20 protein-coding genes are annotated in these 18,927 nt (G+C 56.2%); 14 read left to right on the forward strand and 6 right to left on the reverse strand.

The genetic code is table 11. The features are described from left to right. The first annotated feature begins 83 nt into the window (after window positions 1–83). On the forward strand, window positions 84–1,001 hold the full coding sequence (gene cysD, locus ALTERO38_RS03180) for a sulfate adenylyltransferase subunit CysD (protein ID WP_159967245.1): 918 nt from the start codon (window positions 84–86) through the stop codon (window positions 999–1,001). 12 nt (window positions 1,002–1,013) lie between these two features. After that, the gene (cysN, locus tag ALTERO38_RS03185) at window positions 1,014–2,912 is read left to right on the forward strand and encodes a sulfate adenylyltransferase subunit CysN (protein ID WP_159967246.1); all 1,899 of its coding nucleotides are present in this window, start codon (window positions 1,014–1,016) and stop codon (window positions 2,910–2,912) included. A gap of 226 nt (window positions 2,913–3,138) precedes the next feature. Here cysN and ALTERO38_RS03190 read toward each other — a convergent pair whose 3' ends face one another. Both ALTERO38_RS03190 and ALTERO38_RS03195 read right to left on the reverse strand, forming a co-directional pair. Continuing rightward, window positions 3,139–4,836 (reverse strand): PglL family O-oligosaccharyltransferase, encoded by a 1,698-nt coding sequence (locus ALTERO38_RS03190; protein WP_159967247.1) that lies wholly within the window; start codon window positions 4,834–4,836, stop codon window positions 3,139–3,141. A gap of 90 nt (window positions 4,837–4,926) precedes the next feature. Next, window positions 4,927–5,343, reverse strand: coding sequence for a pilin (locus tag ALTERO38_RS03195; protein ID WP_306109782.1), 417 nt, complete (start codon window positions 5,341–5,343; stop codon window positions 4,927–4,929). Between the two features lie 225 nt (window positions 5,344–5,568). On the opposite strand from ALTERO38_RS03195, the gene pilB reads away from it, so the two are divergent. The 5 genes from pilB (at window position 5,569) to yacG (ending at window position 10,522) form a co-directional block, all read left to right on the forward strand. Then, complete coding sequence (gene pilB / locus ALTERO38_RS03200) at window positions 5,569–7,275, forward strand: type IV-A pilus assembly ATPase PilB (protein WP_159967249.1); 1,707 nt, start codon at window positions 5,569–5,571, stop codon at window positions 7,273–7,275. 1 nt (window position 7,276) lies between these two features. Beyond that, window positions 7,277–8,494, forward strand: a complete 1,218-nt coding sequence (locus tag ALTERO38_RS03205; RefSeq protein WP_159967250.1) for a type II secretion system F family protein — start codon at window positions 7,277–7,279, stop codon at window positions 8,492–8,494. A 2-nt stretch (window positions 8,495–8,496) separates the two neighbouring features. Then, window positions 8,497–9,363 (forward strand): A24 family peptidase, encoded by an 867-nt coding sequence (locus ALTERO38_RS03210; protein ID WP_159967251.1) that lies wholly within the window; start codon window positions 8,497–8,499, stop codon window positions 9,361–9,363. Window positions 9,364–9,719: 356 nt separating this feature from the next. Beyond that, the gene (gene coaE / locus ALTERO38_RS03215; RefSeq protein ID WP_159967252.1) at window positions 9,720–10,328 is read left to right on the forward strand and encodes a dephospho-CoA kinase; all 609 of its coding nucleotides are present in this window, start codon (window positions 9,720–9,722) and stop codon (window positions 10,326–10,328) included. After that, window positions 10,325–10,522, forward strand: coding sequence for a DNA gyrase inhibitor YacG (gene yacG, locus ALTERO38_RS03220; RefSeq protein WP_148925090.1), 198 nt, complete (start codon window positions 10,325–10,327; stop codon window positions 10,520–10,522). The genes coaE and yacG overlap by 4 nt, the downstream gene beginning before the upstream one ends. Before the next feature lie 53 nt (window positions 10,523–10,575). Here the strand turns inward: yacG and ALTERO38_RS03225 are convergent, their stop codons facing one another. Together ALTERO38_RS03225 and ALTERO38_RS03230 are read right to left on the reverse strand one after the other, a co-directional pair. Continuing rightward, complete coding sequence (locus tag ALTERO38_RS03225) at window positions 10,576–11,268, reverse strand: energy-coupling factor ABC transporter permease (RefSeq protein ID WP_159967253.1); 693 nt, start codon at window positions 11,266–11,268, stop codon at window positions 10,576–10,578. 90 nt (window positions 11,269–11,358) lie between these two features. Further along, on the reverse strand, window positions 11,359–12,396 hold the full coding sequence (locus ALTERO38_RS03230; RefSeq protein ID WP_159967254.1) for an NADP(H)-dependent aldo-keto reductase: 1,038 nt from the start codon (window positions 12,394–12,396) through the stop codon (window positions 11,359–11,361). Between the two features lie 398 nt (window positions 12,397–12,794). Between ALTERO38_RS03230 and rplM the strand changes: the two genes are divergently transcribed. The 7 genes from rplM (at window position 12,795) to ALTERO38_RS03265 (ending at window position 17,623) form a co-directional block, all read left to right on the forward strand. Next, the gene (rplM, locus tag ALTERO38_RS03235) at window positions 12,795–13,223 is read left to right on the forward strand and encodes a 50S ribosomal protein L13 (protein WP_019342644.1); all 429 of its coding nucleotides are present in this window, start codon (window positions 12,795–12,797) and stop codon (window positions 13,221–13,223) included. Window positions 13,224–13,237: 14 nt separating this feature from the next. After that, window positions 13,238–13,630: a 30S ribosomal protein S9 gene (rpsI, locus tag ALTERO38_RS03240; protein WP_021209313.1), complete on the forward strand. Its 393-nt coding sequence runs from the start codon at window positions 13,238–13,240 to the stop codon at window positions 13,628–13,630. Between the two features lie 251 nt (window positions 13,631–13,881). Beyond that, the gene (gene petA, locus ALTERO38_RS03245; RefSeq protein WP_159967255.1) at window positions 13,882–14,475 is read left to right on the forward strand and encodes a ubiquinol-cytochrome c reductase iron-sulfur subunit; all 594 of its coding nucleotides are present in this window, start codon (window positions 13,882–13,884) and stop codon (window positions 14,473–14,475) included. Next, window positions 14,475–15,686: a cytochrome bc complex cytochrome b subunit gene (locus ALTERO38_RS03250; RefSeq protein WP_148925086.1), complete on the forward strand. Its 1,212-nt coding sequence runs from the start codon at window positions 14,475–14,477 to the stop codon at window positions 15,684–15,686. Before petA ends, ALTERO38_RS03250 begins: the two co-directional genes overlap by 1 nt. Continuing rightward, window positions 15,686–16,495 carry a cytochrome c1 gene (locus tag ALTERO38_RS03255; protein WP_159967256.1) on the forward strand — a complete coding sequence of 270 codons (810 nt, stop codon included), beginning with the start codon at window positions 15,686–15,688 and terminating at the stop codon, window positions 16,493–16,495. The genes ALTERO38_RS03250 and ALTERO38_RS03255 overlap by 1 nt, the downstream gene beginning before the upstream one ends. A gap of 84 nt (window positions 16,496–16,579) precedes the next feature. Continuing rightward, entirely contained in the window at window positions 16,580–17,197 is a 618-nt protein-coding gene (locus ALTERO38_RS03260) for a glutathione S-transferase N-terminal domain-containing protein (protein ID WP_159967257.1), read from the forward strand. A gap of 12 nt (window positions 17,198–17,209) precedes the next feature. Then, on the forward strand, window positions 17,210–17,623 hold the full coding sequence (locus tag ALTERO38_RS03265) for a ClpXP protease specificity-enhancing factor (RefSeq protein WP_159967258.1): 414 nt from the start codon (window positions 17,210–17,212) through the stop codon (window positions 17,621–17,623). Between the two features lie 116 nt (window positions 17,624–17,739). Here ALTERO38_RS03265 and ALTERO38_RS03270 read toward each other — a convergent pair whose 3' ends face one another. Then, the gene (locus tag ALTERO38_RS03270; RefSeq protein ID WP_159967259.1) at window positions 17,740–18,318 is read right to left on the reverse strand and encodes a BON domain-containing protein; all 579 of its coding nucleotides are present in this window, start codon (window positions 18,316–18,318) and stop codon (window positions 17,740–17,742) included. After that, window positions 18,315–18,908, reverse strand: coding sequence for a phosphoheptose isomerase (locus ALTERO38_RS03275; RefSeq protein ID WP_148925081.1), 594 nt, complete (start codon window positions 18,906–18,908; stop codon window positions 18,315–18,317). Before ALTERO38_RS03275 ends, ALTERO38_RS03270 begins: the two co-directional genes overlap by 4 nt. Window positions 18,909–18,927 lie beyond the last annotated feature (19 nt).

Raw genomic sequence — 18,927 nt, forward strand, 5'->3', positions numbered from 1 at the left:
CTGATTAGAATCTTATGCCGTGTTAAAGTGCGCCCTCGTTCCGGCCGTGCCGGCCGTCCCACCTGCAAAATTCGTGAGTAGCCATGGTCGACAAACTGACGCATCTGAAACAGCTGGAGGCGGAAAGCATCCACATCATCCGTGAGGTGGCCGCCGAGTTCGACAACCCGGTGATGCTCTATTCCATCGGCAAGGATTCGGCCGTGATGCTGCATCTGGCGCGTAAGGCCTTCTTCCCCGGGCGTCTGCCGTTTCCGGTGATGCACGTGGATACGCGCTGGAAATTCCAGGAGATGTACCGCTTCCGCGAGCAGATGGTCAATGAAATGGATCTGGACCTGATCACGCACATCAACCCGGACGGCGTGGCGCAAGACATCAATCCGTTCACTCACGGCAGCGCCAAGCACACCGACATCATGAAGACCGAGGGCCTCAAGCAGGCGCTGGACAAACATGGTTTCGACGCCGCTTTCGGCGGTGCCCGCCGCGACGAAGAGAAGTCGCGTGCCAAAGAGCGCGTCTACTCCTTCCGCGACAGCAAGCATCGTTGGGACCCAAAGAATCAGCGCCCGGAACTCTGGAACGTCTACAACGGCAACGTGAAGAAGGGCGAGTCCATCCGCGTCTTCCCCCTGTCGAACTGGACCGAGCTGGACATCTGGCAATACATCTATCTGGAACAGATCCCAATCGTGCCGCTGTACTTCGCTGCAGAACGCGAAGTCATCGAGAAGAACGGCACGCTGATCATGATCGACGACGAGCGCATCCTCGAACACCTCACCGATGAGGAAAAGGCACGCATCGAGAAGCGCATGGTTCGCTTCCGTACCCTCGGCTGCTACCCGTTGACCGGTGCGGTGGAGTCGACTGCATCGAGCCTGCCGGAAATCATCCAGGAAATGCTCCTGACGCGAACTTCCGAACGTCAGGGCCGCGTCATCGACCACGATGGCGCAGGTTCGATGGAAGAAAAGAAACGTCAGGGCTACTTCTAAGGATTCTGCACCATGTCTCATCAGTCTGATTTGATCAGCGAGGACATCCTCGCGTACCTAGCCCAGCACGAGCGCAAAGAGCTGCTGCGCTTCCTGACTTGCGGCAACGTCGACGACGGCAAGAGCACCTTGATCGGGCGCCTGCTGCACGACTCAAAGATGATCTATGAAGATCACCTTGAAGCCATCACCCGTGACTCGAAGAAGTCTGGCACCACCGGCGATGACGTCGACCTGGCGTTGCTGGTCGACGGCCTGCAGGCTGAGCGCGAGCAGGGCATCACCATCGATGTCGCCTACCGCTATTTCTCCACCGCCAAGCGCAAGTTCATCATCGCCGACACTCCCGGCCATGAGCAGTACACGCGCAACATGGCAACCGGCGCCTCCACCTGCGACCTGGCGATCATCCTGGTCGACGCCCGCTACGGCGTGCAGACCCAGACCAAGCGGCACAGCTTCATCACCTCGCTGCTGGGCATCAAGCACATCGTCGTGGCCATCAACAAAATGGACCTGATGGACTTCGATCAGTCGGTGTTCGAGCGCATCAAGGCCGACTACCTGGCCTTTGCCGAGCGTATCGAGCTCAAGCCGTCGTCGCTGCACTTCGTGCCAATGTCCGCGCTCAAGGGCGACAACGTGGTCAATCGTTCCGAGCGCGCGCCCTGGTATGAAGGGCAATCGCTGATGGAAATTCTCGAAAGCGTCGAGATCGCGGGCGACCGCAACTTCGAGGACCTACGCTTCCCGGTGCAGTACGTCAATCGTCCCAACCTCAACTTCCGTGGTTTCGCTGGCACACTGGCCAGCGGCATCGTGCGCAAGGGTGACGAGGTGGTGGTATTGCCGTCCGGCAAGCGCAGCACCGTCAAATCCATCGTCACCTTCGATGGTGAGCTGGAGCAGGCGACTCCGGGCGAAGCCATCACGCTGACGCTTGAAGACGAGATCGATGTGTCGCGCGGCGATATGCTGGTCCACGCGGATAACCAACCGCGCATCACGGACAGCTTCGACGCCATGCTGGTGTGGATGGCCGAAGAGTCCATGCTGCCGGGCAAGAAATACGACATCAAGCGTGCCACCAGTTATGTACCCGGCTCGATTGCCAGCATCACTCACCGAGTGGATGTGAACACCCTGGAGCATGGCCCGGCCAGTAGCCTGCAGCTGAACGAGATCGGGCGGGTCAAGGTCAGCCTCGACGCGCCGATCGCGCTGGACGGTTATGCGAGGAACCCGGCTACCGGCTCGTTTATCATTATTGATCGACTCACCAACGGTACCGTCGGCGCGGGCATGATCATTGCCGACCCGGTCGCCCACGGCTCGTTCGGACACCACGGTGCGCTGGCTCATGTCTCCACCGAAGAGCGTGCCAGCCGTTTCGGTCAGCAGCCGGCAACCGTGCTGTTCACCGGCTTGTCTGGTGCCGGCAAGAGCACCCTGGCCTACGCGGTCGAGCGCAAGCTGTTCGACATGGGCCGCGCCGTGTATGTGCTGGATGGGCAGAACCTGCGCCACGACCTGAACAAAGGTCTTCCGCAGGACCGCGCCGGCCGCACCGAAAACTGGCGCCGTGCCGCCCACGTGGCGCGCCAGTTCAACGAGGCCGGTCTGCTGACCCTGGCTGCGTTTGTCGCTCCGGATGCAGAAGGCCGCGAGCAGGCCAAGGCGCTGATTGGCAGCGACCGGGCTATCACCGTGTATGTTCAGGCTTCCCCGCAGGCTTGCCAGCAGCGCGATCCGCAGGGGTTGTATGCGGCTGGCGGTGACAACATCCCGGGCGAGTCCTTCCCCTACGATGTGCCGGCGAGCGCTGATCTGGTGATCGACACGGAGTCGCTTACGGTCGAGGAGAGTGCCAAGCAGGTGATCGATCTGCTGCGCAAGCGCGGCGCTATCTAGCGCCGTCACGGGATACAAAGCGCCCTGCTTATGCAGGGCGCATTTACTGAAATATAACCATCACGAAGCGCTCTGCGGGCTATCACTGCTCAGCCAAATAATGTTGGATTGATCAAGAGCGCAATCCGACATTCCAGTTGGGCATATAGCCGCGATGCTCGGGTGAGGATGCAGCCGATTTTCGGTAAACGACGGAAGCGCCTTTATCGAATGTATCTCGGAGATCTCAATCAACATTGGATAACTTACTTTGGTCAAGCATTATGAGCAGCTGCGGATGGTGCTCGCTTTCCACGTAAATGCTATCCATACTTTGAAAGTAGACGTCATTCCCATACAGGTTTCGCAATATAAGCAGATGCCTATACCCTTCGACATAACCGCCATTCAAGCCTAACGCCAAGGCGTAACGGTGCAATGTTATTGGGCTAGGGTAACGGTAGGCTATCTTACTAAGTTTCTCTAAATCACCTTCGCTTAGTGTGTCTGTTATCGGTGTGCGGAAAAAACGGATTTTTTCCCGCAGTTGACTGATCATAAGGACGTCTGGTGCTGGTTGTCGTGCTTTAATAGAGCCTATGCGGGCAATCTCAAATCGAAGAAGGCGATAATCCTCTTCCACTGTTCGATACTCTTTCCAGTAAATTGAAAACAGAGCACAGCCCATGATTAGGATAGCGGCCAATGCCCATCGTGGGAAGTTTATCTGAGCTCTAGACGGTAGCTCAGCTGCCGCCACTCCCAATAAAAGACCTAGAGGAAGCAAGTAATAGGCATACTCCAGCGGGTATTCTAATAATCCATGCCCGATAATTAATCCGGAGCATATTAGGGCGAAGAGAGCTTCTTCAGACTTCGCCGTCCAAGCCAAGCGAGCCAGCCATGCAACTATGACCATTATCATCAGCGTTCCAAGTGGAACGCCATTCCAAAGGAGAAGGTCTAGCAAAATGTTGTGACTATGATCGCTTGCGAGAGGTAGAGGGTGAGTTAGAGATACGTTTACTTGTGCAATGCTAATCTGGTTCCAGCCGCATCCCCATATAGGGCATTTCCATGCGGCCTGCCAAAGCTGTAGCCATAAATTCCAGCGCTCTAGAGAACTTGCGCGTGTCAATATGGGGGTGCTGGGTAAAACCAAGTATTCGGATATTTGTGGTAGGGCGGAGACAAAGAGAAAGTAAACCAACGCCCAGCCAATTAGGTGGTGCGTCGATAGGCGGTAGCTTTGTGCAGAGGCCTTCCATTTCCAGAATCCTATTACCGCTATAAGGGTTACCCATGGCGTCCTAGACTGTGTCAATGCAAGGCAAAAGATTAAGATAAGACAAGTTAAGCTGGCTGCTATTCTGCCAATTTTTGCGGTTTGGTAAAAGTATAATGTTCCCGATAATCCAAGGCATAGCAGTGTCGCAAAGTTGTTGGCTTGGGCTAGATTGGCGTACGGGCGAGCGCCAATGGCTATATCTACTTCCCATATGCTGTTTGAAATGATTAGCCACTGACGCAAAGCAATCCAGGATGATAATAGTGCGGCAGCTATAAATGCACCCGAAATAAATTGTGCGCTAATTTTTCGGTAGACTTCGCAGATGGCGAAGTTATACCCAACTACTATCATCAGTGCAAAGCCAGCCAAGTATATGGCGGCGATCCACGCATCACCAGAGAAATGGATTATTTTGAATCCATATTGAAGTGGTGGGATTAAGGTTGGAAAAAATAACAGTAATAGCGAAATAGGTATTGCAATTTTTGAGTGAAGGGTCAGGGCGAATAGGAACAGCAAGCATGCAAAAAAAGCCGCAAATTCCTGATAGGCTGTAGGCCATGGTTGGTTGTGGTTAGGCAGCGTCCAGGCAGCCATAAAGCATACAGAAGCAGCAAGCATTAACAGCCTTAGCGGCTCCATTTTAACGTTCATGTCGCTGTTCGCCTGATCAAGCAAAAAAATGCCCCGAGTTACCGGGGCACTTTCAAAAGCTAATTAGTCATATATGACTATTCTGTTAGTTTAACCTTGGCAGCTGGCCGGACGATACTTAGCAGCAATCGTGCCGCCGCAAACCCAGGTCACTTGGCCGTTTGCAGTCTTGGTTCCAGTCATTGTAATGGTGCCGCCCCCAGCAATTTCACTCGTAGCAGTAGCTGTAACGACACCGGCAGCATATGCAACGCTTGCAACATACTTTGAGGCTTGTGTATCGATTACAACGGCGCTCGCGGTAGGCATGGTCGTCCCTGTCTGGATGGAGGCTGCCTCGGCGACTGCAGTGCGGGCAGACGATGCTGCGAGTATTAACTCAGATACCTTGGCGCGGGTTGTATAGTCCTGATAGGCGGGCAGAGCAACTGCAGCCAGAATACCGATGATTGCCACAACAATCATCAGTTCGATCAGGGTAAAACCTTTTTGTGCTTGAGCTTTCACAGTGTATCTCCTTAAGTATTGAGGCATTGAGCCTGCAATCGCTACTGCAGTCGGCGTGCCAACTATTGCAGCCCATGATTTCCGCGGATTTGCGAAACAATGCGAACTATGCACGCTGCCTGTATTCGCGCGCTTCTGACAAATTTCGTCACCTGCAAGGACGTCATTTGGCACGCTTGGCTATCTGCGCTATAAGGCGAGCATTAATTCAGAAGAACCGCGCTTATGACCGACAACGTTGCCCTTTCCGGCCTAGCCAAGCAGATGGTGTTAGCCGGCCTGCTCGACGACAAGATTGCACAGCAAGCGCAACAGCAGGCGGCGCGTAACAAGCTGTCGCTCGTGACCTATGTCGTGCAGAACAAGCTCGCCAATGGCCGGGCGGTGGCTGAGCTGGCAGCTGAGCAGTTTGGGGTCGCATACATGGACCTCAACGCGCTGGATAAGGAAAGCCAATTAAAGGACGTCGTCTCTGAAAAGTTGGCGCGCCAGCACCGTGTATTGCCGCTGATGAAACGTGGGCACAAGCTGTACCTGGCTGTGTCGGATCCGACCAACCAGCAGGCCGTATCAGATATCCAGTTCAGTACCGGGCTAACAACCGAGGCGATCCTGGTCGAGGACGACAAGCTTGGCTTGGCCCTCGACAAGTTTTTCGAAAGCGCAACCTCGGGCCTTGAGGATCTCGGTGACGTGGACCTGGACGGGGTCGACGTTCAAACCGTTTCGGATGATGATTCAGCGAATGATGGTGCAGGCGAGGCCGCCGACGACGCGCCGGTCGTGCGTTTCGTCAACAAGATGCTGCTCGACGCTATTCGTGGCGGCTCATCGGACCTGCATTTCGAGCCCTATGAGAAAGCATTCCGTGTCCGACTGCGGACGGACGGCATTTTGCACGAGGTAGCCCGTCCACCGATCCAGCTGGCTCCGCGTATTTCAGCACGTCTGAAGGTTATGGCTGGGCTGGATATCTCCGAGCGGCGCAAGCCGCAGGACGGCCGGATCAAGATGAAGCTGTCCAAGACCAAGTCTATCGACTTCCGCGTCAACACATTGCCGACCCTCTGGGGCGAGAAGATCGTCATGCGGATTCTCGACCCGTCTAGTGCACAAATGGGCATCGATGCGCTGGGCTACGAAGAGGATCAGAAAGCGCTGTACATGAATGCCCTAAAGCAGCCGCAGGGCATGATTCTAGTAACCGGCCCTACGGGATCGGGCAAGACGGTATCGCTCTATACCGGCCTGAACATTCTCAACACGGTAGACGTAAACATTTCCACTGCCGAAGACCCGGTAGAAATCAATCTAGAAGGCATCAACCAGGTCAACGTCAACCCGCGTCAGGGCATGGACTTCTCCCAGGCGTTGCGCGCGTTTCTCCGCCAGGATCCGGACATCATCATGGTCGGCGAGATCCGAGACCTGGAAACGGCCGAAATTGCCATCAAGGCCGCACAGACCGGCCACATGGTGATGTCAACGCTGCACACCAACAGCGCGGCGGAAACCCTGACCCGTTTGCGCAACATGGGCGTGGCTGCATTCAATATCGCCACCTCGGTCAACCTGATCATCGCCCAGCGGCTGGCGCGCAAGCTGTGTAGTAGTTGCAAGAAAGAGGTGGAGTTGCCCCGCGAAGCCCTACTGGAGGAGGGTTTTCCTGCCGATAAGATCGGAACCTTCAAAATTTATGGCCCGATAGGCTGTGAGAATTGCAAAGGCGGATACAAAGGCCGTGTCGGTATTTATGAAGTGGTTAAAAACACGCCGGCACTGGCCAGGATTATCATGGAAGACGGCAACTCCATCGACATTTCCACCCAGATGCGTAAAGACGGCTTCAACGATCTGCGTACTTCGGCTCTCGTAAAAGCCATGCAGGGCGTGACAAGCCTGGAAGAAGTCAACCGGGTGACCAAGGATTAACATGGCGCAGAAAGCGATAAAGACCAGTGTGTTCACCTGGGAAGGGACGAACAGGCAGGGCGCGAAGATCAAAGGCGAGTTGAGCGGGGTAAGCCCGGCGCTGGTCAAGGCGCAGCTGCGCAAGCAGGGGGTTAACCCGCAGAAGGTGCGCAAGAAGTCGGTGTCGCTGTTCAGCGCTGGCAAAAAGATCAAGCCGATGGACATCGCGCTGTTCACTCGCCAAATGGCAACGATGATGAAGGCCGGCGTGCCGCTGCTGCAGTCATTCGACATCATTGGCGAGGGTTTCGATAACCCGAACATGCGCAAGCTGGTCGACGACCTCAAGCAGGAGGTTGCGGCGGGTAACAGCTTCGCTACGGCGCTGCGTAAGAAACCTCAATACTTCGATGATCTCTATTGCAACCTGGTCGATTCTGGCGAGCAGTCCGGCTCCCTGGAAACCTTGCTGGATCGCGTTGCGACCTATAAGGAAAAGACCGAGGCGCTGAAGGCCAAGATCAAGAAAGCGATGAATTACCCCATCGCGGTGGTGCTGGTAGCGATTATCGTGTCGGCCATTCTATTGATCAAAGTGGTGCCTCAGTTCCAAGACGTGTTCGCCAACTTTGGCGCCGAACTGCCGGCGTTTACCTTGATGGTTATCGGGTTGTCGGAGGCTTTGCAGGCCTGGTGGCACGTTGTTCTGCTTGGTTTATTCGGCGCTGCTTACGCGTTTAAAACGGCCCACAGCAAGTCCGAAGGTTTTCGCAACTGGTTTGATCGTTTCCTGCTCAAAATGCCAATTGTGGGAGATATCCTCTACAAGTCGGCGGTGGCGCGGTTTGCGCGGACCCTGGCGACCACCTTCGCGGCGGGTGTACCGTTGGTTGATGCGCTTGACTCGGTCGCAGGTGCTACCGGCAACGTGGTGTTCCGCAACGCTACGATGAAGGTCAAGAGCGATGTATCCAGCGGTATGCAGCTGAACTTCTCCATGCGCACCACTGGGACCTTCCCGAGCATGGCGATTCAGATGACCGCCATTGGTGAAGAGTCGGGCTCTCTGGATGAGATGTTGGCGAAGGTCGCGACCTTCTACGAAGATGAAGTGGACAACATGGTGGATGGGCTTACCGCGCTCATGGAACCAATGATCATGGCGGTATTGGGCGTACTGGTGGGTGGTTTGATCATTGCCATGTACCTGCCGATCTTCCAGCTTGGGGCTGTCGTCTAAAAATGGATGTGGTGACTTTTCTGGCCAGCAACACGCTGGCCTTTGTTTTATGCGTACTGGTGCTCGGCCTGCTGGTGGGCAGTTTTCTCAACGTGGTGATCCATCGCCTGCCGATCATGATGCAGCGGGACTGGCGCGCTCAGGCGCGTGAATATCTTGAGTTGCCCGTTGAGCCGACTACGACCTTCAATCTGATTCTGCCTAACTCTCACTGCCCGCAGTGCGCTCACGAAATACGTCCTTGGGAAAACATTCCCTTGGTTAGCTGGTTAGCGCTGCGTGGCAAGTGCTCGTCGTGTCGTGCGCCGATCAGCCGTCGCTACCCGTTGGTCGAGCTGCTCTGCGGCCTCTTGTCCTCCTATGTGGCCTGGCATTTCGGCTTCTCGTGGCAGGCTGGGGCAATGCTGTTGCTAACCTGGGGCCTGCTGGCGATGAGCATGATCGATGTCGATCATCAGCTGCTGCCTGACTCCATTGTGTTGCCTTTGCTTTGGCTGGGCTTGATTGTCAATTATTTTGGATTGTTCGCGCCGTTGCCTGATGCGGTGTGGGGAGCGGTTGCCGGTTATCTAAGTCTCTGGTCTGTGTACTGGCTTTTCAAGCTCGTGACCGGCAAGGAGGGTATGGGCTATGGCGACTTCAAGCTGCTGGCGATGCTGGGCGCCTGGGGTGGATGGCAAGTATTACCGCAGACCATTCTTCTCTCGTCAGTTGTGGGCGCGGTGCTAGGCACCATCATGCTGCGCATGCAAAAGGCTGACAGCGGCACGACCATTCCCTTTGGTCCTTACCTAGCGATTGCGGGTTGGGTTGCGCTGCTCTGGGGTGATCAGATCACTGCAGCCTATCTGCAATTCGCCAGGTTCTAATGGCCCGGGCATTAGGGGTTGATCATCGTTTCCCCGTCCCACTATTTGGCCACTCCCTGGCAGCGGTGGGGCGATCGCGGGCTCCATTGACTGAGCAGCAGCTCGTTGCTGCTTGCAGTTGTCGCACAGCTTCTTGTGACCGGAAATGTTGAGTCCCTGCGCTCGGGTGTGCATCTTCCCTTCAAGGTTCTACAGGCTGCGATGTGCTGTGTTGATGGGCATACCACCGTCTGTGAAAGCTGGCTTATTCAGTTCTGGAAAGGTCGAGCGATTCCGCTGGGAATCGACCTCGCGCTTGCATCCTTGTATCTCAAACGGTACTACTGCGCGTCGTTTAATCCTCGGGACGTTTTTTAATGAAGCCTTGGGTGCTTGGTTTGACGGGTGGTATCGGCAGCGGCAAGAGCGCAGTGGTGGAAGCATTCGGCCGCCTCGGTGTGCACTGGGTCGATGCCGATCATGCTGCGCGCTGGGTTGTCGAGCCGGGCCGGCCGGCTCTGGGGCTGATTGTTGATCGTTTCGGCGACGGTGTTCTTGCGTCCGACGGGGGGCTGGATAGGGCGGCACTGCGCGAGTTGGTGTTTCGAGAGCCTGAACAGCGCAAATGGCTTGAGCAACTGTTGCACCCGCTGATACGCCGGGAAGTCGCTGAGCACCTCTCTCGGGCGACCTCGCCGTACGCGATCATGGTATCGCCCCTATTGGTGGAGTCCGGTCAACACCAGCAAGTTGCGCGCGTGTTGGTGGTTGATGTGCCAGAGGCGCTGCAGCTGGAGCGCGCCATCCAGCGTGACCAATCCAGCGAAGCGCAGATCCGCGCCATTCTCAACGCACAAATCAGCCGCGAAGAGCGTTTGCGTCATGCTGATGATGTGCTGGTCAATGATCGGGACCGGGCTTGGCTGGAAAGCGAGGTCAAACGGCTACATGAATTTTATCTGACGCTACGAGGAGGTCAGGAATGAGTGCTACGGTTGTTGAATGTCCCACATGCGGCGCGCCGGTCGAGTGGAGTGTGAAAAGTGCGAATCGTCCTTTCTGTTCGGAGCGGTGCAAACTGATCGACTTGGGTGCCTGGGCGTCGGAAGAGCACGCGATCCCAGGTAATGAGCTTGAAGATGATCTGTTCTCTGACGATATGCCGCCGCGCCAGCACTGAGGGCGCGTTCGCGTCGCGGCTTGGTTGTGCGGCTGGCTAGCGCTACGGCTTACTCACATATCATCGTTGCTGTCGTCTTTCCACGGAGCTTGCAAGTAGCGACTGCGGTTGAATGTTTCCATCCAGTCCGGATAGAACACCACTAACGCACTGACGACCGCGCCGTTGATAAATGCCTCGGGAAACATCACCAGCCAGATGTACCCGGCGAAGTCGTCCAGCCAGGGCGGCATTGGATAGAGGCCGTCGATCAGCAAGATCCCGAGCCCTGCCAGGATGCAGATCAGGGTCGCGAGGCCGGCTGCAAAAAAACCTGAAAAGAATATATAGACGAATAGGTTGCGAGGCTGGGTGCGCTCCACGGCGATCGCGCAAGCTTCGGTGACCGTCACCGGTATCAATACCAGCAGCACGCCATTCAGGCCGAGGGCAACCAATTGCTGGTGGCCTGTGACCGTCAATCCAAGCTGGGCGACAAAGGCGGCGAGAATCGCCAAGGGCCAGTCGAGCAGTAACGTGACCGCAGTCAGTCCAATGAAGTGGAAAGACAAGCCCGAATCGAAGTCTCGGCGGACCAACCAAAGCAGAAAGATCGCCAGGACCGCACCGAACAGCAGGTGCTGGCGCCGCGTATCGCTGAACAGCTCCACCCAGGGTGCACGCATGCAGGCCCATATCAGTCCGGCGGCATAAAGCAGCCACCCCAGCACAAGGCTGGTCGGGGCAAGCAATTCGGCAGCGATCATCTATGCGCTCCTTGCGCCAAGAGTTATGACTGGTGGCGACGGCAACGCTTGCACAGTGTCACCATTGCCGGGTGATTGGTCCATGATTCCTCAGGGGGCGGGATTGGGTTGCGCGGTGTGAATGGCTTCTATGGATTCGAGTACTTCGGCTGACAAACGCAATTCAGAACTGGCGAGATTGCTTTCGAGTTGCTCAATTGAAGTTGCACCGATGATGTTGCTGGTTACGAAAGGCTGTTGAGTTACATAGGCCAGGGCCGTTTGTGCAGGGTCCAGTCCGTGCTCCCTGGCAAGCGCCACATACCGTGAGCATGCCGCCTGCGACTCCGGCTTGGCGTAGCGCGCGAAGCGACTGAATAGGGTCAGTCGTGCTCCGGCTGGTCGTGCACCCTGCTCGTATTTACCGCTGAGCATGCCGAAGGCCAGTGGCGAGTAAGCGAGGAGACCGCATTGCTCGCGCATGGCAATTTCGGCGAGGCCGACTTCAAAGGTCCTGTTAAGTAAGTTGTACGGGTTCTGGATCGAAACGGCGCGGGGCCAACCTCGGGATTCGGCGAGTTGTAGAAACTTCATGGTGCCCCATGGCGTTTCGTTCGACAGACCGATATGGCGGATCTTGCCGGCTTTCACTTGCTGGTCGAGCACTTCCAGGGTTTCTTCGATTGGGGTGAAGTCTTGGTCCAGATGGTGGTAGCCCAGCTGACCAAAGAAATTGGTGCTGCGCTCTGGCCAATGCAGCTGATAGAGATCGATCCAGTCCGTCTGCAGGCGCTGCAAGCTGGCGTCAAGTGCCGCAACGATGTGCTGCCGGTTCATTTTCAACTTGCCATCGCGGATGTGGCTGATGCCGTTGCCGGGGCCAGCGATCTTGCTGGCCAGGATCCAGTCGGCACGATTACCGCGTGCCTTGAAGTAATTGCCTATGTAGCGCTCCGTGGTGGCATAGGTCTCAGGCTTAGGTGGCACCGGATACATTTCGGCGGTGTCGACGAAATTGATGCCTGCAGCTTTCGCGCAGTCCATTTGGGCGAAAGCTTCACTTTCATCATTCTGCTCGCCCCAGGTCATGGTGCCCAGGCAGAGCGCCGTGACATCAAGATCAGTACGGCCTAGTTGGCGCTTTTCCATGCAGTGTCCTTGCGTTTGAATAGATATCGGTTTGGGATGGTAACGCTGGCGATAAGTTTCCTGTTTCGCAGTGGTGCGGGGCTACCCGTCGCCGTAGGCGGCTACTGGCAGCGGCTCAATGATTTCGCCCCGACACGCCGTTTGCTCAGAACGGCGAGAAGCTGCTTGCTATTTGCCTGGTAATCCGGATAATTCCGCAGCCTGTCGCCGGGGATGCCTAGCCCGTTGACGCAAAAACAAGGTAGGGGATGCCAAGCCTACCGAACACTGCCGTAGCGGACGCGCTGACCCGAGCCCCCGATAGCGTCTGTTTCCGGCTGTCCTGGTCTTGCCAGGGCGAGCACCATTCAGTAAGATTCGCCGTCTTATTTTCAGGGCGGCCCCTGAGGCTATAACGAATGAAGACTTTTACTGCTAAACCGGAAACCGTCAAGCGCGACTGGTTCGTCGTCGACGCTGCCGGCCAGACCCTGGGTCGTCTGGCAACCGAAATCGCTAGCCGCCTGCGTGGCAAGCACAAGGCGGAATATACCCCTCACGTCGATACCGGTGATTACATCGTCGTTATCAATGCCGAGCAAGTGCGTGTTACCGGTGCGAAAACCACCGACAAGATGTACTACTCTCACTCCGGTTTCCCGGGTGGCATCAAGTCGATCAACTTCGAGAAGCTGATCGCCAAGGCGCCAGAGCGTGTGATCGAGACCGCGGTCAAGGGCATGCTGCCTAAGAACCCGCTGGGTCGCGACATGTACCGTAAGCTGAAGGTGTATAAGGGTGCTAATCATCCGCATACCGCTCAGCAGCCCCAAGAACTGAAGATTTAACGGAATAGTTCATTATGTCGGCGACTCAAAACTACGGCACTGGCCGTCGTAAGACTGCAACCGCACGCGTATTCCTGCGTCCGGGTACTGGCAAAATCTCCATCAACAACCGTGAGCTGGACAACTTCTTCGGGCGTGAAACCGCTCGCATGGTCGTTCGTCAGCCTCTGGAACTGACCGAGACTGTCGAAAAGTTCGACATCTACGTCACCGTTCTGGGTGGTGGTGTGAGTGGTCAGGCCGGTGCGATCCGTCACGGCATCACTCGTGCCCTGATGGAGTATGACGAGACCCTGCGTCCTGCTCTGCGTAAAGCTGGCTTCGTTACTCGCGATGCTCGCGAAGTTGAACGTAAGAAAGTTGGCCTGCGTAAGGCGCGTAAGCGTCCGCAGTACTCGAAGCGCTAATTCAGGCTTCTCAAAAAGAACGCCCAGCTTCTCTCGAGCTGGGCGTTTTTTTATGGGCGGCTTTTCGCTCCTGCGACAGCTTGTCACGCGTAAGGTCCCGATTTTCGGGGCCTTAGGCAGGGTTGTATCCGGTTATTACCTTGTCACGAGAGGGGGTTTTCTTTACCATTTGGCGAATTTTTTCGCGGCTGTTTTTACGTAGTAGACGCCTGCTTTCGGTAGGCCATAAGAAACTGATGGGAGACGACTGAATGAGCAATGACGGCGTGAATGCTGGCCGGCGTCGCTTCCTCGTAGCCGCTACTTCGGTAGTAGGTGCTGCAGGAGCGGTGGGTGCCGCGGTCCCGTTCGTGGGATCGTGGTTCCCAAGTGCCAAGGCCAAGGCAGCCGGTGCACCGGTTAAGGTAAATATCGGTAAGATCGAGCCAGGCCAGCAAATGGTGGCCGAATGGCGCGGTCAGCCGGTGTTTATCGTTCGTCGTACCGAGGAGACGCTGACTAATCTGGACAAGCTGACTGATACGGTCGCTGATCCGAAATCGGAAGCGTCCGTGCAGCCCGCTTATGTTGATCCGGTCGTTCGGTCGATCAAGCCTGAGGTGCTGATAGTCGTCGGACTTTGCACGCACCTCGGTTGTTCCCCATCCTTCCGCCCGGAAGTGGCGGCGGCTGACCTCGGAGCTGATTGGCTTGGTGGCTATTTCTGCCCGTGCCATGGTTCGAAATACGATATGGCTGGCCGTGTCTACAAAGGTCAACCTGCGCCATTGAATCTACCGGTTCCCCCACACAGCTACGAAACTGACTCTGTGGTCATTATCGGCGTGGATCAGGAGAGCGCGTGATGAGCAAGTTCATGGAATGGGTCGATGCGCGTTTCCCCGCGACCAAGATGTGGGAAGACCATCTGAGTAAGTACTACGCGCCGAAGAACTTCAACGTTCTGTATTTCTTCGGCTCTCTCGCCTTGTTGGTTCTGGTGAATCAGATCCTGACCGGCGTTTGGTTGACGATGAGCTTCGAGCCGTCTGCAGAGGGTGCGTTCGCCTCAGTCGAATACATCATGCGGGACGTCGAATACGGCTGGATCATTCGCTACCTGCATTCCACCGGGGCGTCGGCATTCTTCGTCGTGGTCTACCTGCACATGTTCCGAGGGATCCTGTACGGCTCCTACCAGAAGCCGCGCGAGCTGGTCTGGATCTTCGGCATGATGATCTATCTGGCGTTGATGGCTGAGGCCTTCATGGGCTACCTCCTGCCATGGGGTCAGATGTCCTACTGGGGCGCCCAGGTGATCATTTCGCTGTTCGGTGCCATTCCTGTCATCGGCGATGATCTGACTCAGTGGATTCGCGGTGATTACCTGATCTCCGGCATCACCCTGAATCGCTTCTTCGCGCTGCATGTCATCGCTCTGCCGATCGTGATCCTCGGGCTGGTCGTGCTGCACATCCTTGCGCTGCATGAGGTGGGCTCGAACAACCCGATGGGCGTCGACATCAAGAAGACCAAGAACGAAGCCGGCGTGCCGCTCGATGGCATTCCGTTCCATCCGTACTACACGGTTAAAGATATCGTGGGTGTGGTGGTGTTCCTCTTCGTGTTCTGCGCCATCGTATTCTTCTTCCCGGAAATGGGCGGCTACTTCCTCGAGAAGCCGAACTTCGAAGTGGCGAATGCTTTCAAGACGCCTGAACACATTGCGCCGGTTTGGTACTTCACGCCTTACTACGCGATCCTTCGTGCGGTTCCGGACAAGCTGCTTGGCGTGATTGCCATGGGTGCAGCCATCGCCGTCCTGTTCGTGCTGCCATGGCTCGACCGTAGTCCGGTCAAGTCGATGCGCTATAAGGGCTGGATGAGCAAGATTGCTCTCATACTGTTCTGTATCTCCTTCGTCATCCTCGGCGTGCTTGGTGTCCTTTCTCCGACGCCTGAGCGCACATTGGTATCTCGGATCTGTACTGCTATCTACTTCGGCTACTTCATCCTGATGCCGTTCTATACCAAGCTCGAGAAGACCAAAGTAGTTCCGCAAAGGGTGGCTGGCTGATGAAAAAGCAATTTGCTGCATTGATTCTTGCACTGGTGCCAGCCTTCGGTTTCGCCGCGGGCACTGGCGTTCACCTGGATGAGGTCGATATTGATCTGACCGACAAGGTGGCCCTGCAAGACGGTCTACAGACCTTTACAAACTACTGCATGGGCTGCCATAGCGCGAAGTATCAGCGCTATGAGCGTGTTGCGACAGATCTTGGTATCCCCGAAGAGATCATGCTCGACAACATAGTTTTCACTGGCGCCAAAATTGGCGACCACATGAAGATAGGCATGAGCTCTGATGAGGCCAAGACCTGGTTCGGCGCTGCGCCTCCGGATCTGACACTGGTGGCGCGAGTGCGTGGTAACGACTGGCTGTACACCTACCTGCGCAGTTTCTACGAGGATCCTACGCGCCCGTATGGCGTCAACAACACGGTATTCCCGAATGTGGGCATGCCTCACGTGTTGGCTCCGTTGCAGGGTCGTCAGGTTTTGCCAAGCAAACTGCCTGAAGGCGAGTCAGTAGCGTGCAAGCAGGTTCAGATTGTCGAAGACGGCCGTAAGCAGTTCGACCCGCTAACCGGCACTCCGATCACTCACGAAGACTGCCATGCGATGACGGTTGTGCCTGGTACTGGTGAGCTGACTGAAGCCGAGTACGACGAGAAGATCAAGAATCTGGTGTCCTTTCTTGCCTACTCAGCTAACCCGGTCAAGTTGGAGAGCCAGCGCATCGGTACCTATGTACTGCTGTTCCTAGCGTTCTTCTTCGTGTTTGCTTATTTGCTCAAGCGGGAATACTGGAAAGACATCCACTGATTCTTTGCTTGTTAGCTGTACCCCGCGCGCGCCCTTATGGGCGCGCGTTTTTTTCTGCCACGGCATTTTTTAAGGAGGGACCCTATGGCCGCTACCAACCGGTTGGCCTGCTATTCCGATCCCGCCGACCACTATTCACATCGCGTGCGTTATGTGCTTGCTGAGAAGGGTGTAAGCGTCGAAATAATCGATGTTGACTCAGCTCACTGTCCGGTCAGATTGACCGAGGTAAATCCGTACGCCAGCGTGCCGACGCTCGTGGACCGTGATTTGGCGCTTTATGAGCCGAGCGTGATCACCGAGTATCTCGAAGAGCGATATCCGCACCCGCCACTGCTTCCCGTCTATCCTGTAGCAAGAGCGAATACCCGGCTGCTAGTGCATCGGGTGCAGCGGGACTGGTGCACTCTGGTGGATAGAATTGGTGATCGCCGCACAGCTGAAGCGGCTCGTGTGCAAGCGCGGAAAGAGCTGCGTGAGAGCCTAACGGGCGTGTCTCCCGTGTTCGCTGAAAAGCCTTTCTTCATGAGTGATGAAATCAGTTTGGTGGACTGTTGCCTGTTGCCTATCCTGTGGCGTTTACCCAAACTCGGAATTGATTTGCCGCGGGCGGCGAAGCCGCTGCTTGACTACATGGAGATCAATTTTGCACGCGAGGCCTTCCAGGTCAGTCTATCCGCCGTTGAGCGCGGCATGCGCTAAGAGGGGTTGTATATGACATCGAGTCGACCATATCTGGTACGAGCGTTGTACGAATGGATCGTCGACAACGACTGCACGCCGCATCTTTTGGTCAACGCCGATCATGCCGGCGTTCAAGTGCCTGACGGTTTTGCCAGTGATGGCCAGATTGTCTTGAATGTGGCGCCCAGCGCGGTGCGTCAGTTGCAGATGGATAACCAGGCGATCAGTTTCGAGGGGCGCTTTGGCGGCGTTCCGCACAGCTTGCACGTCCCGTCTGCAGCGATCATGGCGATCTACGCAAGGGAGAACGGTCAGGGAATGGTCTTCGAGGTCGAGCCAACTCCGCCGGATGACGACACGCCTTCCGATGACGTCTCAGAAGGAGCTGGCACCTCGTCACGCCCGACCCCAGGCGGGCGCCCTAGTTTAAAAGTGGTCAAATAAGAGCGGCCGTGAGGCCTTTAGGCCGCCAAGGTTGACAGGAAGGTCAGCCTTGGCAAGTTGGGAGTGTCAGTGGGCGCAAGGCTGCATCCCCTGTCGCGCTTCCGGGCCTCGGCTCTTTAATCGATATATTCGAACAGCTTGACGATCCGCTGCACGCCGGAAACGCCTTGCACCACGCTCGTTGCGCGATTGCCTTCCTGGCGTGTGACGAGGCCAAGCAGATAAACGATTCCGTTCTCGGTGATGACTTTTATGCGAGAGCCGGGCACGCTCGCGTCTGCCAGCATCTGTGCCTTGATCTTGGTTGTTAGCCAGGAGTCATTGCTTCGTGCCAGGCCCGACGAGGGCTTCAATACCTGTACTTCGTTGTGTACGCGCTTGACCCGCTGCACTGAGCTGGCGGCTTGTTCGGCGAGCTGCTTTAGCTCTGCGCGTGGCGTTTGCCCCGCCAACAGCACCACGCCGTTGTAGCTCGCAACGACGATATGGGATGCCTGGTCAAGGTCGGGGTGGGCTTTGGCAATATTTACAGCTGCTTTCGTTTCGATTAGCGAGTCGTCAATCGTACTGCCGATCGTGCGAGTGCCACGATTGTCGTTAATTGGCTCGTCGCGTGTGGCGTTGAGCACGGAGCCGCATCCTGTGACGACGAGGCACAGTGCGAGCGTAAGCGTATGCAGATGAACCGAAGTCATTCTTCGCTCCCAAAGAGTTGGTTGTCGATTAGGTCGCATAGGCAATGAATGGTCAGCAGGTGAACCTCTTGAATGCGTGCAGTCACCTTCGCCGGAACCCGTATTTCAACGTCTTCCGGTAGCAGTAGCGAGGCCATGCCGCCTCCATCGCGACCGGTAAGCGCTACGACCACCATCTCCCGGTCGTGCGCGGCCTGTATCGCCTGTATGACATTCGCCGAGTTGCCGCTGGTGGAAATCGCCAGCAGCACATCGCCGGGCTGGCCCAGTGCGCGGATCTGCTTGGAGAACACTTCGTTGTAGCTGTAGTCGTTAGCGATGGACGTTATTGTCGAGCTGTCAGTGGTCAGCGCGATTGCTGGCAGGCTAGGGCGCTCTCGCTCAAAGCGGTTGAGCAGTTCCGAGGAGAAGTGCTGCGCATCGCCGGCGGAGCCACCGTTGCCACAGGTCAGAATTTTGCCTTCACTGAGCAGGGTGTTGACCATCACTTGCCCGGCCTGCTCGATGCTTGGTGCGAGCACTTCCATGGCGTTTTGTTTGGTTTCAATGCTGGCTAGGAAGAGCTGTCGTATACGGGATTGCATGTCCATCGGAAATAAACCTTCAGGT

Origin of the sequence: Pseudomonas sp. 9Ag, from assembly GCF_902506445.1 — a bacterium.
Taxonomy (GTDB): Bacteria; Pseudomonadota; Gammaproteobacteria; order Pseudomonadales; family Pseudomonadaceae; genus Stutzerimonas; species Stutzerimonas stutzeri_AB.

Bases quoted from the DNA above. Each gene is read 5' to 3' on its own strand.
- pilB (WP_159967249.1), top strand. From the start codon at position 5,569: ATGACCGACAACGTTGCCCTTTCCGGCCTAGCCAAGCAGATGGTGTTA.
- petA (WP_159967255.1), top strand. From the start codon at position 13,882: ATGAGCAATGACGGCGTGAATGCTGGCCGGCGTCGCTTCCTCGTAGCC.
- ALTERO38_RS03230 (WP_159967254.1), bottom strand. From the start codon at position 12,396: ATGGAAAAGCGCCAACTAGGCCGTACTGATCTTGATGTCACGGCGCTC.
- ALTERO38_RS03205 (WP_159967250.1), top strand. From the start codon at position 7,277: ATGGCGCAGAAAGCGATAAAGACCAGTGTGTTCACCTGGGAAGGGACG.
- ALTERO38_RS03225 (WP_159967253.1), bottom strand. From the start codon at position 11,268: ATGATCGCTGCCGAATTGCTTGCCCCGACCAGCCTTGTGCTGGGGTGG.
- ALTERO38_RS03260 (WP_159967257.1), top strand. From the start codon at position 16,580: ATGGCCGCTACCAACCGGTTGGCCTGCTATTCCGATCCCGCCGACCAC.
- rpsI (WP_021209313.1), top strand. From the start codon at position 13,238: ATGTCGGCGACTCAAAACTACGGCACTGGCCGTCGTAAGACTGCAACC.
- ALTERO38_RS03275 (WP_148925081.1), bottom strand. From the start codon at position 18,908: ATGGACATGCAATCCCGTATACGACAGCTCTTCCTAGCCAGCATTGAA.
- ALTERO38_RS03190 (WP_159967247.1), bottom strand. From the start codon at position 4,836: ATGAACGTTAAAATGGAGCCGCTAAGGCTGTTAATGCTTGCTGCTTCT.
- cysD (WP_159967245.1), top strand. From the start codon at position 84: ATGGTCGACAAACTGACGCATCTGAAACAGCTGGAGGCGGAAAGCATC.
- coaE (WP_159967252.1), top strand. From the start codon at position 9,720: ATGAAGCCTTGGGTGCTTGGTTTGACGGGTGGTATCGGCAGCGGCAAG.
- ALTERO38_RS03255 (WP_159967256.1), top strand. From the start codon at position 15,686: ATGAAAAAGCAATTTGCTGCATTGATTCTTGCACTGGTGCCAGCCTTC.
- ALTERO38_RS03250 (WP_148925086.1), top strand. From the start codon at position 14,475: ATGAGCAAGTTCATGGAATGGGTCGATGCGCGTTTCCCCGCGACCAAG.
- ALTERO38_RS03210 (WP_159967251.1), top strand. From the start codon at position 8,497: ATGGATGTGGTGACTTTTCTGGCCAGCAACACGCTGGCCTTTGTTTTA.
- ALTERO38_RS03270 (WP_159967259.1), bottom strand. From the start codon at position 18,318: ATGACTTCGGTTCATCTGCATACGCTTACGCTCGCACTGTGCCTCGTC.
- yacG (WP_148925090.1), top strand. From the start codon at position 10,325: ATGAGTGCTACGGTTGTTGAATGTCCCACATGCGGCGCGCCGGTCGAG.
- rplM (WP_019342644.1), top strand. From the start codon at position 12,795: ATGAAGACTTTTACTGCTAAACCGGAAACCGTCAAGCGCGACTGGTTC.
- cysN (WP_159967246.1), top strand. From the start codon at position 1,014: ATGTCTCATCAGTCTGATTTGATCAGCGAGGACATCCTCGCGTACCTA.
- ALTERO38_RS03265 (WP_159967258.1), top strand. From the start codon at position 17,210: ATGACATCGAGTCGACCATATCTGGTACGAGCGTTGTACGAATGGATC.